This window comes from Spongiactinospora sp. 9N601 (assembly GCF_044326295.1).
GTDB classification, from domain to species: domain Bacteria; phylum Actinomycetota; class Actinomycetes; order Streptosporangiales; family Streptosporangiaceae; genus Spongiactinospora; species Spongiactinospora gelatinilytica.
The window spans coordinates 146042-161859 of the sequence record NZ_JBIRBB010000004.1 but is presented as its reverse complement, the minus strand read 5'-3'; the positions used below and the strand labels follow the sequence as shown (position 1 = coordinate 161859).

Annotated in this window: 12 protein-coding genes and 1 pseudogene; 2 read left to right on the top strand and 11 right to left on the bottom strand. The window is 70.4% G+C overall.

The genetic code is table 11. The annotated features are described in order from the left end of the window. Window positions 1–152 precede the first annotated feature (152 nt). Window positions 153–908, top strand: coding sequence for a thioesterase II family protein (locus ACH34R_RS10645; RefSeq protein ID WP_397561178.1), 756 nt, complete (start codon window positions 153–155; stop codon window positions 906–908). Here the strand turns inward: ACH34R_RS10645 and ACH34R_RS10640 are convergent. From ACH34R_RS10640 to ACH34R_RS10615, 6 genes are read right to left on the bottom strand one after another with little or no spacing between them, the layout of a single operon-like run. Then, window positions 860–3007 (bottom strand): penicillin acylase family protein, encoded by a 2148-nt coding sequence (locus ACH34R_RS10640; RefSeq protein ID WP_397561177.1) that lies wholly within the window; start codon window positions 3005–3007, stop codon window positions 860–862. The two genes, ACH34R_RS10645 and ACH34R_RS10640, sit on opposite strands and share 49 nt — an antisense overlap. Next, window positions 3004–4620 carry a condensation domain-containing protein gene (locus tag ACH34R_RS10635; protein ID WP_397561176.1) on the bottom strand — a complete coding sequence of 539 codons (1617 nt, stop codon included), beginning with the start codon at window positions 4618–4620 and terminating at the stop codon, window positions 3004–3006. The genes ACH34R_RS10640 and ACH34R_RS10635 overlap by 4 nt, the downstream gene beginning before the upstream one ends. A gap of 11 nt (window positions 4621–4631) precedes the next feature. Next, window positions 4632–6413 (bottom strand): ABC transporter ATP-binding protein, encoded by a 1782-nt coding sequence (locus ACH34R_RS10630; RefSeq protein WP_397561175.1) that lies wholly within the window; start codon window positions 6411–6413, stop codon window positions 4632–4634. A 14-nt stretch (window positions 6414–6427) separates the two neighbouring features. Continuing rightward, the gene (locus ACH34R_RS10625) at window positions 6428–8248 is read right to left on the bottom strand and encodes an ABC transporter ATP-binding protein (protein WP_397561174.1); all 1821 of its coding nucleotides are present in this window, start codon (window positions 8246–8248) and stop codon (window positions 6428–6430) included. Further along, on the bottom strand, window positions 8245–9906 hold the full coding sequence (locus ACH34R_RS10620) for a condensation domain-containing protein (RefSeq protein WP_397561173.1): 1662 nt from the start codon (window positions 9904–9906) through the stop codon (window positions 8245–8247). The genes ACH34R_RS10625 and ACH34R_RS10620 overlap by 4 nt, the downstream gene beginning before the upstream one ends. 32 nt (window positions 9907–9938) lie before the next feature. Further along, window positions 9939–10136 (bottom strand): hypothetical protein, encoded by a 198-nt coding sequence (locus ACH34R_RS10615; protein WP_397561172.1) that lies wholly within the window; start codon window positions 10134–10136, stop codon window positions 9939–9941. Between the two features lie 37 nt (window positions 10137–10173). On the opposite strand from ACH34R_RS10615, the gene ACH34R_RS10610 reads away from it, so the two are divergent. Further along, window positions 10174–11508 carry a condensation domain-containing protein gene (locus tag ACH34R_RS10610; protein WP_397561171.1) on the top strand — a complete coding sequence of 445 codons (1335 nt, stop codon included), beginning with the start codon at window positions 10174–10176 and terminating at the stop codon, window positions 11506–11508. 5 nt (window positions 11509–11513) lie between these two features. On the opposite strand, the gene ACH34R_RS10605 is transcribed toward ACH34R_RS10610, so the two are convergent. The 5 genes and pseudogenes from ACH34R_RS10605 to ACH34R_RS10585 all read right to left on the bottom strand — a co-directional run bounded on the left by ACH34R_RS10605 (window position 11514) and on the right by ACH34R_RS10585 (window position 15803). Beyond that, window positions 11514–11954 carry a BTAD domain-containing putative transcriptional regulator gene (locus ACH34R_RS10605; RefSeq protein ID WP_397561510.1) on the bottom strand — a complete coding sequence of 147 codons (441 nt, stop codon included), beginning with the start codon at window positions 11952–11954 and terminating at the stop codon, window positions 11514–11516. A 111-nt stretch (window positions 11955–12065) separates the two neighbouring features. Further along, window positions 12066–12245, bottom strand: a pseudogene (locus ACH34R_RS10600) (winged helix-turn-helix domain-containing protein); the annotation flags it as partial. 298 nt (window positions 12246–12543) lie between these two features. Further along, a complete protein-coding gene (locus tag ACH34R_RS10595; RefSeq protein WP_397561170.1) occupies window positions 12544–13800 on the bottom strand; it encodes a 2-oxo acid dehydrogenase subunit E2 in 1257 nt (418 codons plus the stop codon). Further along, window positions 13793–14791, bottom strand: a complete 999-nt coding sequence (locus tag ACH34R_RS10590; RefSeq protein WP_397561169.1) for an alpha-ketoacid dehydrogenase subunit beta — start codon at window positions 14789–14791, stop codon at window positions 13793–13795. The genes ACH34R_RS10595 and ACH34R_RS10590 overlap by 8 nt, the downstream gene beginning before the upstream one ends. Before the next feature lie 82 nt (window positions 14792–14873). Then, on the bottom strand, window positions 14874–15803 hold the full coding sequence (locus ACH34R_RS10585; RefSeq protein ID WP_397561168.1) for a thiamine pyrophosphate-dependent dehydrogenase E1 component subunit alpha: 930 nt from the start codon (window positions 15801–15803) through the stop codon (window positions 14874–14876). Window positions 15804–15818 lie beyond the last annotated feature (15 nt).

Here is a 15818-nt window from a genome sequence, read left to right as displayed (position 1 = left end):
CCCTCCTCTCCCCGCGGTCCCGTACTCACGCCGCCGGGGACCTCTCGCCGAGTATTCGACTCCCGGGTTAGCCACCGGTTATGCGGGCCCACCCGGGCCGGACCGTGGACGGCGGGCCGCTCGTCACGGCCGGATTCCCCCAAGGAGCGCCAGTGCCCGATCACCCTCCCCAGCTTCCGGCCACGCCCGACGCGTGGCTGCGCCCCCAGCCCGGCTGCGGGGAGTGCGCCGTGCTGCGGGTCCTCTGCTTCCCGCCGGCCGGCGGCGGCGCGGCCTCCTTCGAGGCGTTGCACCAGGCGGCGGGCCCCCAGATCGAATGCGTGACCGTGGACCTCCCCGGCCATATGCCCCGGCTCGCCGAGCCGCCGGTACTCACGCCGGAGCCGCTGCTGTCGGAGCTCACCCACGCGGTGGCCGCCGCGGTGGCCGCGGATGGGCTGCCGTACGTCCTGCTCGGGCACTGCATGGGGGCGATCCTCGCCTTCGAGGTCACCGCGCGTCTGGAAGCCCTCGGGGCGAGAAGGCCACTGCGGCTGATCGCCGCCGGCTCCAACCCTCCACAGTGCGGCGTCGAGCCCGTCGCGGACCCGGTCGGGTTCCTGCGGGCCATGGGCGGTCCGGACGAGCTGTTCGAGCTGCCCGCGCTGCTGGAGCTGACCGTCGGCATCCTCCGCAACGACCTGGAGCTGATGCGCGCCTACCGCTATGCGGGCGGTGTGATCGGCACACCCGCCACGGTGCTGTACGGCGCGGCGGACCGCTCCGTCGATCGCGACGCCATGTCCGGGTGGAAGGCGTTGTGCCGCGGCGGGGTGTCGCTACGGGAACTGCCGGGCGGGCACGTGTTCCTCGACCGGCACTACCCGGAGCTGCTGCGAGAGCTCCACGCCGAACTTGGCGGCGTCTGAGCGGGCGGCCAGGGCAGCGTGGGGGCGTCGCCGGCCGCCCACGAGGCCAGGCACTCCGCGTCGGCGGCGGGATCGGCGGCGGGGCTCCCCGGTACGCCCAGCAAGCCGCTCACCGGATAGGTGAGGTGAACGGTCATCCGCATGGACGCGCCGAAGTCCTCCTGCGCCACGCAAACGCTCTCCGCGCACCCGGACAGCTCCCGCGCCCACGGCATACCGGCCTCGCCCGTGACCAGGTCCCGCAGAGCCAGCCGGTTGACCTGCCCCCAGCGCACCGGGCGGGTCGAGCCGATCCGCAGCGTCAGCAGTTCGCGCGCCATCAGGATCTGGCTCACCACGAATGACCTCGGGTTCGTCCACGGCGCGGGCACGAGTCCGTCGTCCAGCGCCGCGACCAGTCGGCGCAGTGGCGCCTCAGGGTTGTGGTAGCAGTAGGCGAACTCGGGGTCGTACCGCTGGCAGGGACGGGTGACGGCGGCGATGAGCCGTTCGCGGAGCAGGTCGCGGAAGGCCACCAGCAGAGCCAGGCCGTACTCGTCCTGGTGTGCGGTGCCCCGCCAGGCGAGCACCTCCTCGCGCAGCGCGGCGAGCCGCAGCGGGCCCTTCGCCGGGAGCTGCCGCAAGGCCAGATCGCGGTAGAACTCGAACGTCACCGCGTCGAGGTCGAGCTGCCGCCGTGTCTCGGTCCGCTCGTCGAGCGCCGGAGAGCCGGCCAACGACGCGGCCACCCGCCGGGCGCGCTCCCCCGGGAAGAAGTTCCAGCCAAGGCCGGCCTCCCGGCTCTGGGCGTTGCCGTTGTTGCAGCTCACGACGTGGCCGGAGGGCGGGTTGAGCAGGCGCGGCAACCGTTCGGGGGGCAGCGGGGCGAGACGGCCGTCATGGGTGGCGGGCGAGAACCCACGTGGGCCGCGTGCGGTCCGGGCAGGGAAACGCCCGGCCGGGGCCCAGGCCACGTTCCCCTGGGAGTCGGCCAGGATGGCGTTGAGCGGCGGCGTCCCGGCCGCGGTCACCGTTGACACGGCCTGTGCGACGTCGGTGGCCTCGTAGAGCAGGCCCAGCCCGAAGTCGAGCGCGGCCGGATCGAGCAGCAGAGAGTCGAAGGCGACGGGTCGTTCGTTCAGCTCGCCCATCACCGGTCCCCAACGGGTCTCGCGCACCTCGACACGCTCGTCGGGAGCGCCCTTGACGGAAATCGTCTCCACACGGGTGCGGTACGGCGCGTCCGGCGGGACCTCGCGCAGATCCACGACATCGGCGGGTAGCCGGGTGAACCCCCAGGCGACCTTGCCGTTGGTGCCCGCGACCAGCATGGGCAGGCCGGGCACGGTGACACCGGTGACGGTGAGATCCGGCAGGGACAGCGACAGCGCGTACCACAGGGACGGACGGGTCAGCTCCATGTGCATGTCGTTGGCCAGCACGGCCGAGTCCCCGAGGGACACCGCCCAGGCGTTGCTGCCGGCCGGGCGTTGCTCCGAGACCACCAGGCGGAACTCGTCGTCGGGCGGCGGCATCGCCATGAGCCGGCGGAGAGCATCGATCGGCAGAGGCGTGCCGTCGCCCGCCGGCGGGGTGGTGGTGCCGTCGAGCCCGCACGCGAAGGGGTCGTCGTGGCTGAGCAGCAGGTCCACCACGGGGGCGGGCAGGGTGCGCCGCATCACCTCCACCATGCGGACGTCGCTGCCGTCGGAGACGAGCGACTGGTACAGCAGTTGCGCCACGGCGATCGAGGCGACAGGCCGCCATGGCGTGTCCACCGGGCCGGAGGCGAGGTTGACGCCCTCGGTGAAGGCATCGAGCCACTGTCGCTGCCAGCCGGGCAGCAGGCCCAGGCAGCGGCGGGCCACTTCGGCCAGGCCCAGCCGGCGCTGGCGGATGTCACCGGCCAGCATGGCGGGGCCGGCGACGGCCGCCGCGGTCCCGTGACCGCGCCGCCACAACGCCTCCATCTGGGCGCGGCGGTGCCCAGCCACGCACCAGCCCATGCCGAGCGCCGCATCCGGCCTGCTCACCGCTTCGATCGCGGGCCGGCCGAGATCGTCGAAGGTGATCCGCACCGGTCCGTCGGCGCCGTCGAGCGCGATGCGGTCCGGCGTCACGGCCTGCCCTCCACGAGCGTGAACTCCCGGCCCACCGGCTCGCCCGGATGGTCGGCGAAGCGGCCGAAGACGTGGGTGAGCGCCGCCAGGAACGCGGCGGCGTGGTCCTTCTCCGCCGCGTCGTCGGCGTACTCCAGGGTCAGCGCCAGCTCGCCGCCCGCCTGGACGGTGGCGGTCAGGTCGCGCCGGGTCGCCGGGACGGCCGGCATCATCGGCTCACCCTCGTCGGGGACCACCGTCATCGGCAGGGCCCCGCCCTCGGATCGGAACGGGCGCTCCACCGTCACCACCATGTCCACCAGCTCACCGGGAGAGAGCCCGGCGTCCTGGGCGGGTCGTTCCAGCATGAGCTCCAACGGCAGCTCCGACCACTGCCAGGCGCGCAGGAGTTCGGCCCGGACACGGGCGAGCAACTGCCCGGGAGTGGCGTCTGGACCCGCCTGCACGGCGAGCAGGCCGCTGTTGGCCATGGGCCCGACCGTCCGGTCGAACTCGGTCCGCGATCGGTTGTCCAGTAACGTCCCCAGTCCTGTCCAGGTCTGCCCGGACATGGCGTGCAGCGCGCCCGCGACGGCCGCCGCCACCACCATGAAATCGGTGCCGCCGTCGTGGCTCGCCCACCGCCGCACGGCGGCCACGGTGTCCGCGGGCACGACGGCGGAGCCGCGCGTGAACCGCGTGGCCGGCGCGGGCCGGGTGAGCAGCGTCCGGGTGGGATCGGTGACCAGCGCGCGCACCACCTCCCGCCAGTGGGCGGCCGACGAGGCGAGTACGGCGGACCGGCGCTCATGCTGCCACACCGCGTAGTCCAGGTAACCGGCCGATGGCGGCGCCGGGGCCGCTGCGGGCGTACCCGGAATCGGCGGCCCGGTCAGCGCGGCGTACTCGGCCGCGAGATCCTCCAGAAGGACCTCCTGCGAGACGCCGTCGGCGACCAGGTGATGCAGGTGCAGGGCCAGCAGCGGCCCCCGGCCCGGCACCCGGATGAGCTGGGCGCGCAGCATGCCGCCGGCCGCCGGGTCGAACGGGCGGAGATACGCCCGGCGGACGGCCCGGCGGACGGCGGACGCCTGCCGGGAGGGCTCCATGGGAGGAACGTCGATGTCCAGCTCCTCCAGCGGGACCTCCGTCGCCGGGCGCAGCACCTGCCTTCCGGCGTCCATGTCGAAGGCCGCCCGCAGCACGGGATGCCGGACAGGCAGCGCGGACAGGGCCGAGCGGAGCGAGGGCGTACGGACCGGGACGCCCAGCTCGGCCACGAGGACCATGTTGCTGACCGGTGACGGCCCCAGCAGTTCTTCCAGCCTCAGGAGTTCGCGCTGCTGCGCGCTCAGCGGCGCGCTCGTGTGGCCGACAGGCACCGGCGCCTCGGCCGGTCGCCCGAGCGCGTCATGGACGAGAGTGACGAACCTGCCGAACACGGGCTCCTCGAAGATGAGCTGGATCGGCAGCTCCACCCCGAATCGCTTGCTCACGCGGGCCATCAGCCTGGCCCCGTGCATGGAGTGCCCGCCCAGCCGGAAGAAATCGGTGTCCTCCTGGATTTCCGCGGCATCACCCAGCACACTTCGCCAGATCGGCAGCAGTTCTGCGGCCAGCTCGTCACGTCCCATCGGCACGCTCCCTATCTCCTGTAGGCGCGAAGCTGTCTGGTGTAGATGTCCCGATAGATTCCGTCACGCTCGGCCATTAGCCGATCATGCTTGCCCACCTGGGCGATCGATCCGGAATCGACCACCACGATCAGGTCGGCCGTGCGGACCGTGGACAGCCGGTGCGAGGCGAACACCGTCACCCCGTTGGTGCGATCGGCGGTCCCCTTGGCGGCCGTCACGTAACGGCTGAGGATCTCGTCCTCGGCCAGCGGGTCGATGGCGGCCGTCGGCTCGTCCAGCAGCAGCAGGACGGGGGATTGGCGCATCCTGGAGCGGGCGAGCGCCACCCGTTGCCACTGACCGCCCGAGAGTTCGACCCCGCCGTCGAGTGAGCTCCCCAGCGGGGTGTCGAGCCCTCGCGGCAGATCCTGGACGACCGCGGTGGCCCCGCCCTGCTCCACTGCGACAGCGATCGCGCGCGGGTCGGCCCGAGCGGCGAGGTCGCCTGCCCCCACGCTGTCGCGGATGGTGAACTCCAGCTTGGCGAAGTCCTGGAAGCAGGCGCTCGTGCCGCCGTGCCACGCCGTGCGCTCCAGCTCGGCCAGCGGCGTCCCGTCCACCAAGATCTCGCCCTCGGTGGGCTCGTACAGCCCGGCCAGCAGCTTGATGAGCGTCGACTTGCCCGACCCGTTCTCGCCGACGACCGCGACCACGCATCCGGCGGGCAGATGCAGATCGACGCCCTGAAGGGCCGGGCGGTGCGCGCCGGGATAGCGAAAGCCGACGTTCCTCAGGCGGATGCCCTCGGCCAGATGTCCCGGCACGGGCCGGTCGCCCCCCACGGTCCCCGCCGTGCCGGCGACGCGCTCTTCCAGCCGGCGCAGCCGGCCGATGGCGGTCAGCGTGCGCTGCTGGAAGGACAGCAGTCTGATGATCTGGCCGAGCTGAATATTGATCAAGGTCACCAGGCTGAACGTCAGCACCACCTCGCCCACCGAGGCGCGCCCGGCGGCGAAGTCGGCGAGCACGAGCAACAGGGACGCGACGTATCCGGCGGCGAACAGCAGGCCGGCGAGGATGGTGCCGGCCAGGTTCCGGTAGCCGGCCCTGATGACCTCGCCGTCCGCCTGACGCTGCACGCTCGCGTACCGCTCCCGCAGATACGGCTCGACGCCGAACAGCCGCAGTTCCTTGCCCGCCGTCCGGGAAGTGCCCGTCTCGTACAGGTGCCGGCCCAGCCGCGCGTCCTGCGCCGACCGCTCCATGGCCGCCGCGCGCAGCCGTTCGCCTCGCCGTGATGCCAGCAGAGGCGGCACGGACAGTATGAGCGTGAACAACATCAGCGGATTGATCATCGCCAGGAACACCACGGTCACACAGGCCCGGATCGACGCCCCGAGCAGCAGGGAGAAGGCGTCCGTGCCCTCGGAGAGCATGACGCGCTCCTGGCGCAGCATCTCTAGCTGATCGAGAACCTCCGGATCGTCCAGATCGCTGATCTGCGGGATGCGCCCCAGCAGGCTCATCATGCGCTGGTCCACCTCTGCCGAGGTGGCCTCGATCATGCGCGTGGACTGTTCCAGCGAGATCGACACGACCCCGGTGGCCAGCCCGGCGATGACCCCGATCGTCAGGGCCGCGCCGGTCAGCAGCGCCTGATCGCCCGCGATCGCCGCGTCGATGACCACGGTGATGAGGTAGGCGACGGTGATGGGCACGGCCGGGTAGGTACCGAATGCGAACAGGGTGATCAGTGTCGCCCTGTGGTCGGCGGCGAGTGAGAGCCTGAGCGCGTACGCCAGAGTGCTCATGCGGATCCGGCCCTTCATGAGGTCGCCTCCACCTCGCCGAACCGGTCCGCCTGAACGTGGAACATCTCGGCGTAGCGTCCCTGCGCGGCGAGCAGCGACTGATGGTCGCCGCTTTCGAGTACGCGCCCGTCCTCCAGCACCACGATCTGGTCGGCGTAGCGGACCGTGGAGAAACGGTGCGAGATCAACACGATGGACTTGCCCTGGGCCGCCTGGAGCAGCAGGTTGTACAGCTCGCTCTCGCCGCGTACGTCCAGCGCGGCGGTGGGCTCGTCGAGCACGAGCAGGCCGGCGCCCGCGCGCAGCGCCCACAGGGCCCGGCACAGGCCGACGCGCTGCCATTGCCCGCCGGACAGATCCACACCGCCGAACTCCCGGCTGAGCACCGTCGACCAGCCGTCGGGCAGGGCCTCGACCACCTCGGTGAGGCCGCAGAGGTCGGCCGTTCGCTGTAACTCCTCCTGGTCATCCGGCTGTGCGGGAGCGCCGAGCAGGACGTTCTCCCGGATCGTCAGCCCCCAGCGCACCCAGTCCTGGAACAGCGCCGCGCACTGCCGCTGCCAAAGGACGAGGTCGGCCTCGGCGAGGTCCACGCCGTCGATGAGGATGCGGCCTTCAGTGGGGGTGTAGAGCCCGCACATCAGCTTCACCAGCGTGGTCTTGCCGGTGCCGTTGATGCCGACGATCGCGGTGGAGGTGCCCGCCGGCAAGGTCAGGTTCAGACCTCGCAGGACCCAGGCGTCGGAGTCCGGGTAGCGGAAGCCGACCTCCTCGAACACGATCGTCCTCGCGAAACGGACGGGCCTGCCGCCCTGGCCGCCCGCGAAGCCCGCCGTCCACCGTTCCAGCCGGTCCACCTGGTTCAGCACGGCACCCGCCATGGCGATGGAGACCAGGTCGGGGGTGACGGTGTTGAGGCCGTGCAGGGCGGTGGCGCCGATCGCCAGCGTGGTCGCCTGGCCGACGGACACCTCGCCGTTCCACAGGTCGGCGGCGAGCATGCCGAACATCAGCACCTGGGCCGCCAGGACGGCCGCCCCGCCGGTGAGGCCGACCCGCCACGCGCCCCGCCGCTCGTCGCGCAGCCCCTCGATCGCCTGGCGCCACTCCCCGCGGTAGCCGCCGAGCAGCCAGTCGGCCAGGCCGAATATCCGCACCTCCTTGGCGGCGCCGGGCACCAGATCCTTGAGGTAGAGCGCGCGACGGACCCGGTCGGGAACGCCCTCCGAGGAATGCAGCATCCGCTGGAAGCCACGGGACATGATCAGAACCGCGTAGCCGTAGGCGAGGAACAACGCGAGCGCGACCCACCACCGGTAGGTGATGATGATCAAAGCTCCGCTGATCGCGCCGCCGCGCAGGATTCCGATGTTCACCATGCCTACCAGCGCGTCCCGGATGCCCGAGCCGCCCAGGCCGCTGTTGATGTCGGTGACCAGGCGCGCGGTGCGCGGATGGTCGAGGTGCTCGGCCGCCGTGGGCCGGCCGAGCGCCGTCAGCATCCGGTCGGCGACGATCCTGCCCATCCGCCTGCCGAGATCCTCGGCCCCGGCGGAGGCCGGCGCCGGCAGCACCTGCTGCAGCAGGAAGAGCGAGCCGATGATCACCACGATCGGCGCGGCGGACACCACCACTGCGTCGGAAGCACGTCCGGGGTCGGCGATCAGGCCCACCAGGGCGCCCGACCCGATGGCCAGCCCGGCGGGTATTGCGGACGCGATGAGCACCATCAGGGCCAGCAGTGCCGCCGCTCCCGGGCGCGCCGTGGCGGCGGCATGCCCGAGAACGAGGACGGGCGCTCGGCGCGGGCTTAATCGGCTCGTGGGCGGGCTCATCTGATCGTGTGACTGCGCGCTTGACATGCCGGCGAATCACCCTCCGTGTCGGTCCCTGCAAGGCGACCGATGGCCGCCCCCAGCTCTGCCATCGCCTGGGCGTGGGTATCACCGGGCCAGGCGGCGACCATGTGGTGGCTCACCCCGCTGAACCCGCCGTCACGGGTGAACAGCTCGACGACGAGGGGAAACTCCGTGGGATCCACATAGTCGCCCTCTATGATCACAGGGACCGGCTCCAAAATCCCGCCGGAAAGGTGAATTCGCGTCCTGGGACCAGGTTGCAGGGCGAGACCGAACTCCGGCAATCTGCCCGTCAGGTCCGCACCGCGCCGGGTGAGCAGCCGCATCGCGAGCTCCAGCGGCATCTCCTCGTGCCGGAGCGCACGGGTGAGGGCGGCCTTGGCCGCGTCGGCCAGATGCCGGGGATCATCCCCCGGCTTCGCCGGGCCGTCCACCAGGAGGCTGTTGGAAAAGCAGCCGATGAGCGCCTCACTGCCCGGCCAGCTCCGATTGGCCGCCTGCACCCCGATGCGCGGAACGTGCCCGCCGCCGTGCCCGCCGCCCCTACCGGCGACGAAGCCCAGGGCCGCCGCCACCAGGAGCACGAACATCGAGACATCCAGCCGGGCCGCCACCTGCCGCAGCCCGCCGGTGGCGTTTCTGTCGATCCGGAAAGTGCTCAGCCGGGTCATGTAGCCGCGCTCCGGCACCGGGGCGATCGGCATGGAAGGCCGGCTCAGCGTCTCCTCCAGCGCACGCAGGTGATCGGCCAGCCGGTCACCGGTGAGCGTGTCGCGCTGCCAAAGGGCGAAATCCGTGTACCGGGCGGTGAGTTCGGCCCGCGGGCTTTGCCCGCCGAGGCGGACCTGGTAGGCGTGCGCCAGTTCCTCGGCCAGGATGCCGTTCGACACGCCATCGAAGATCAGATGGTGTGCGGTCCAGACGAGGGACCAGTCACGGTCGCCGGTACGGGCCAGGATGAACCGCACCGGGGGCCCTTCCGCGAGCCGGAACCCGGTCCGCTGCTCGCGGGTGAGCAGCCGACGCAGCCGGGCCGGGCCGTCCGGGCGCAGGTCCACCTCCCGAACGGCCGGCGCCGCGTCGGTCGTCCACTGGACCGGCCGCCCGCCATCCTCACCGAAACACATCCGCAGAGCGCCCTGCCTGCGGGCGACCTCGGCGACCGCCGCCGTGATCGCGCCCGGATCGACCTGGCCGGAGAACCTGAGACTCCCGACGATGTTGAAAAAGGGCGCGTCCCCTGCGGCCTTGGAGATCTCGAAGAAGCCCTCCTGGTTGTGTGCCAGGGGAAACCTCTCGGATGAGTCGCGGGTGGCCCGCCCTTGCCCGTGGGGCTCGCGCAGGTCGCCGTCCCGCGTGCCGCCATGGGCGGCCAGGCGGCCCGCCAGCAGTGCGGGCGTCGGGTGGTCGAAGACATCGGCGAGGCCGAGCCGGACGCCGTACCGCTCGCGCAGCGCGGCAAGGATGCGCAGGGCGGCCAGGCTGGTGCCGCCCATCGCGAAGAACGAGTCGTGTACGTCGCACCTGGCCAGCTCCAGCTCCAGGCGGAAGTACTCGGCAACGGCCTCGGCGAGGTCGCGGTCCTCGGACGGGCCGGGCTCGGCCCCGGCTCCACTCCCACCTGGTGACGACAAGCTCAGTCCTTCCAGAGCGCGGGCCTGGCGTGCTAGTCCTGCTCGGAGCGGCGCTGCCCGGCCGTGCCGCCATCGGGAACCTGGGGGGATTCCTCTTCCGCTTCGAGCGCGGCGAGGGAATCGAGATACAATTCGCGGACGCGGTCCAGCTCCTCTGGACTCAGGAATCGAGAAAACGAATTCGGCACCACGCCAGCGTAGGCAGCCGCAGTTATGCGCAGGTTATGCATAACTGAGCCGTAACTACAGCGGCTTAGCGTTCCCGCCATGGACATGCGCGAGGCGAGGTCACGTCTGATCGCGGCGATGCGCGGGCAGGCCGGCCGCGACCCGCTGCCGCTGACGGCCGACCAGCAGGCCATCTGGCTCGCCGAACAAGTCGATCCCGGACGCAGCGGCTACCACGTGACCGGTGGCCTGCGCGTCATGGGCGCCCTTGACGTGTCGGCGCTGCGGTCGGCCTTCACCGTCCTCCAGGACTCCCACGAGGCGCTGCGGTGCCGGGTGCTCGACGTGGGCGGCGAACCGCGCCAGACCTTCGACGTGAGGCGGCTCGACTGGTCCGAGCGCGACCTGGCCGCCGCCGCACCCCAGGCCAGGGAGATCGTCCTGGGCAGGCTGGTCGCCATGGAGGCCACGGAACCGTTCGACCTGGCCGAGGGACCACTGTGGCGGGTTCGCCTGATCCGCACCACCTCGGACGAACACGTGCTGCTGGTGATCATGCACCATCTGATCACCGACGGCCGCTCGCTGGAGGTGCTGCTGGGCGATCTACTGGTCCAGTATGAGGCCGCTCTCACAGGGCGTCCGGCGCCTCCGCGGCAGCCCGGCGACCCCTATGCCCGCTGGATCGCGGCCAGGGTACGGCAGGAGCGCCAGGCGTGTACCGACGAGGCCATGCGGCGAATCACCGCCCGGTTGGGCAACGCTCCCTACCGCCCGGAGCTGCCCGGTCTGGGCCCATCCGGCCCTGAGCCGGTCGCGGCCAGGCTGGAGTTGCCCTGCCCGCCTGACGTCTGGCCTGCGCTGGCCGGGATCTGTCACCGGCTCGGAGCGACCGCCAACATGGCCTTGACCGGTCTGTTCGGGTTGCTCCTTGCGCGGGTGACCGGAGATCGTGAGATCGTCATGGCCGCCCCGTTCGCCAATCGGGCCGACCCCGCGACGGCGGGACTGCTGGGGTGCTTGATGAGCCTGATCCCGATCAGTGTTCCCATCACAGCGGACGACTCTCCTGCCGAGGCCGTCGCCGCCGGTCGCCGCGCGCTTCTCGCGGCGCTGCGCGACACGGACGTGCCCTACTCTCTGATCGCCAGGACGCTGGGCCTGGTCTCCGGCACCGGTGACCCATTGACCAGCATCGGCCTACAGGAGTTCAACACGGTGATCGAACCGTGCGAGGTCGCGGGCGTGCGCCTGGAACAGCTCCCGCGAGAGGCAATGCGGTTACGCTATGACCTGGCTCTGAGCATCCCCACCCGGCTGAGCCGGACGCCCGAGCTGCTCTACACCCCGGAGCGCTGGGCCACGGGCTCCGTGGAGGCGCTTGCGGAGGAACTGGCCGCCATGGTGGTGCAGGTCGCGACGGCGACCTCATGACGACGCTACATCAGTTCGCCACGCATCACACCGTGGTAGAGACGCTGGGTGGCGATGCTGGGTTTGATCTGCAGCTCCTTGCAGAGCCGGGAGGCACAGAGCCGGTACCATCTTCTGGCCTGGGCGAGCTGGCCTAGCTCGGCGTGTGAGCGCATGAGCATTCGGTAGGTTTCTTCACGGAACGGTTCGATCTCCAGCATTCGACAGCATCTGTCGATGACGGAGAGATGGTCGCCTGCCCTCAGTTCCGCCTCGGCGAGGCGTTCCATCGCGTAGAGCATGCCGCTGCGGAGCCACTCCCGCTGCACCTGCGCCCAGTCGAAGCTCACGTCGGGGAGGAACTGTCCTTCGTACAAATCCACCGCCTGGCGGAGTAATCGTAGTGTGAGTTCGGCGCCGCCACCCTGCTCGGCGGCGCGGGCACTCCGGATGAGCTCGTCGAACACCTCGAAGTCGACCCATACGCTGTGAGCCTCCAGCGAATATCCGTTCTCGTGCGTGATGAGCCGTAAGGAGGAGTGCGCTCCCGGCTTCGAGTGGGCGGGCAAGGCGAGTATTCGGCGTAGGACGTGTGCCGCGACCTTTAATGAACTGGAACTACTACTCCATTCCGCCTCCGGCCACAGTGACTGATAGAGGGCTTCTCTGGAAAGTGGCTTTCCCCTTTGCAGGAGCAGGAGCTGTAGCAGGTTACGCGCCTTCCCAGCCTGCCACCGCCGAACCAGGGAACCATACATGCTCAGCTCAAAGGTTCCGAGACTCCGGATCCTGATGGGGCAGTCCTGATTTTCCGTCATACATACATGTCCTAAGCTTTTGTGGTCATGTAGTCAGGCGTGGACGGCTTTCCCGCGGTCGCCGTCAGGCTATACATCATCTTTGGGTTCGTCAAGATTCCTTTCCGTTCATTTTGCAGGATATGCAGGTGGTTACCGGGGCGCATCTCGCGGACGTGTCCCGGAATTGGCCGATGGCATTGTGCCGAACACTGCCGAAAATACATTGTCGTTGATCTCTTTCGCAACGCGAAATGATTTATGTAGAGATATCCGACGGGTGACCGGTGAGCCGGATGGGGTCCTCCAGATCGTCCTTCAACGCCCGGAGGAATCTCGTGGCGTCCTGCCCGTTGACGAACCGGTGGTCGTAGGCGGCGCCCAGATTGACCATGGTCCGCTCCGTCAGCCGCCCACCGTCGCCCAGGGTGAGCTCCTTGCGCCGGCCGGCGATGGAAAGCGCGACCAACTGGCCTGGGTACACGATCGGGATGGCGGCCACGATGTCACGATCGTGATGCAGCGCGACGACGATGTTGCCGCCGGCGAGCTCGCTCTCGCGGAAGGCTCCGGTCACCGCGGTCCTGCGGAACGCCGAAAGTTCTTCGACGATCTCCTCCAGCGTGCGGCGGGACGCCTCGGTGACGACCGGGGTGAAGAGCCCACGGCCGACGTCGATGGTCACGCCGACGTGAGCGTGGTCTGCGCGACGCAGGGACAGGCCCTCGACCGGCGTCGCGAACAGGTGCGGCATGGCCGCGAACTGCCGGCCGATCGCGCGTACCAGCAGCTCGGGCAGCCCGACGAAGCGTCGCATCCGCCGGGTCAGCTCGGCGGCCAGTGCCAGCGCGGCGCCCGCGTCCACACTGATGAGGGTGTAGGCGGCGGGAATCTCGCGATGTGACAGGGTCACGGCCCGCGCCACCGCCCGCTGTCCCGGCGACAGCCGGTCGGCGTCCGTCCGGTGCTCAGCGGGCCGGGTGCCCGCGTTCGGCCGCTGCCTCGCCGGTTGCCCGCCCGTGCCCGCCCGCGGCCCGTTCAGTGGTACGTCCGAGTGGTTCGGCGGCTCGGCCGGCGACCTGCCCGCGTCCGCTGCCAGGCGTTCGACGTCCACCCTGCGGACGATCTTGACGTCGAGCGTGCGTACCAGCTCGGGCGCGAGCCCGAGCCGCTCGATGAGCTCGCGGGCCGGAGCGGTGATCACCTGGGCCGGCGCCTCTGGCTCCATCTCCCGCACACGGACGACCGCGCCCTCGGCACCCGGCCTGACCGGCGGCTCCGCGCCCGGTTCCACGATTCGGCCGATCAGTGTGCCGGGCGCGATGTCGCGCCCCGCTGGAATCTGCTGCTCCAGCACCCCATCGGCCTCGGCGGCCAGTTCCTCCAGCGCCTTGGAGGTCTCCACCGTGGCCACCGGCTCACCGGCCGCGACCGGCCGGCCGGCCTCGGCGAGCCACTCGACCAGCACGTAGGCGCTGTCGTTGCTGTTGAGCTTGGGTACGCGGATCTCAGCCATGCAACGCCTCCGATATGGCCCGCCGGATGGTGTCTGCCTGGACCAGCACTCGATCCTCCAGATGCACGGCCGCCGGGATCACACTGTCGCTGGAATGCACCGACAGGACCGGCCGGGGCAACACCCCCCACATCCGCCGCTGCACCTGGTAGGCGATCTCGGCGCCCCACGTACCGCCCGCCGTGCCCTCTTCTATGACACACACGAGCCCGGCCCGAGTCAAGATCGGCAGCAACGTGGTCACGTCGAACGGGTAGAGCCGCGACGGTACCAGCAGCAGGCAGGAGATCTCCTCGTCGAGCAGCAACGCCCGCATGGCGGCCAATGTCCGCTCCACCACCCCGCCGGCGGCGATCAGCACGCAGTCGTACGCCTCGGGATCCTCGGCGTACACCCGGACGATGTCCCCTTCGATCCGGTCGTGGACGTGCAGGTCGTCCACGGCGGGACCGGCGACCATGTTCCGGGTGTAGAGGATCTTGTCCTCGAACAGGACCGCCGGCTTCTCCCGGCTCAGGATTCCGGCCAGCAGTTCGCCCGCGTCATGGAAGGGTGACATCTCGTACAGGTCCAGACCGGGCACTCCGATGAGGTGCTTTTGCAGGCTCTGGCTGTGCGTGGGCCCGTAGCCGCGTCCGCCGCCGACCGGGCAGCGTACGATCAGGCGCAACGGCACCCGCTGCCCGTACATCGACACAGACTTGGCGGCGAAGTTGACGAGCTGGTCGAAGGCCAGTGTGGCGAAGTCACCGAACATGATCTCGGCGACAGCCGTCTCACCACCCAGCGCCAGCCCCGCCGCCGCTCCGACGATCGCGCCCTCGCTGAGCGGGGTCGTCACCACCCGCCCGGGGAAGCGGGTGGAGAGGCCGCGCGTGATTTTGAAGGCACCGCCGTAGGGATCGGCGATGTCCTCCCCGAGGATCCACGCGGCCGGATCGGACTCCAGCAGCCCGGCGAGGGCTCTGTTGAGGTTTTCCGCGACCCTCATGACGCCCGCTCAATCCAGCCGGTGGGCGGCATGAGCCGGTTCGGCAGGGCGGCGCTGTGGTCCTCCGGCCGGCGGGTGGGGGTCATGAGCCGTTCCACTGGCTGAGCGGGCGCGTCGCGATGTCGGCCGCGAGCTCGTCGATTCGCTCCCGCGCCGCCGCGTCGAAGGCGGCGAAGCGCGCGTCGCCGCCGGCCGCCAGAAGCGCGTACCAGTCATGGGCCAGAGCCTGCCGCAGCGCCTCGGGCGGACGCGTGTCATCGCCCTTGCTGTGCGGCCCGACCCGGTGGGTGGCGAACTCCGCGACCAGCGGACCGTCCCCCCGCCTGACCCGCTCTATCCGCGGTGCCAGCGCCGCCCTGATCTCGGCGAGGTCGATCGCGTCCGTCCGGTGATGGTCGATCCCGAAGGCCCCGGCCCGGTCGGCGACCGTCCCGGCGAGCTGGTGTTCGGTCGGGGTGGACTGCGCGACGCCGTTGTTCTCCACGACGACCAGAAGCGGCAGCCGCCACAGCGCCGCCATGTTGAGGGCCTCATAGACCGCGCCCTCGCCCCAGGTGCCGTCGCCGATGTACACGCAGGCCAGCCGTCCGGGTTCGCGGGCGGCCAGCCGCATGGCCATGCCGACGGCCACGGGAAGGCTCTGCCCCTGGACCCCCGTCGACAGGTAACGCTCTCGCAGGATGTGCTGGCTACCGCCGACTCCGTGGCAGACCGCCCCCTGCCTGCCCATGATCTCGGCGAGCAGCCCTTCAAGGTCCTGGTATCTGGCCAGGTAGTGACCATGGCCGCGATGGTTGCTGAAGACGAAGTCGCGATCGTGCAGCATGGGGTGCAGCGCGACCGGAATGTACTCCTGGCCGAGGCAGGTGTGCGTGGTGCCATGGATGCCGCCCTGATCGAACAGTTCGAGCAGCTTCAGTTCGAAATGCCTGATCATCAGTAGCAGTCGCAGGTCGTCGTCTTCGACGGAGGCGGACGGCTGGACCGGTGGGGTCTGCGGGGTGACGGTCATTGTGGCTCCACAGGG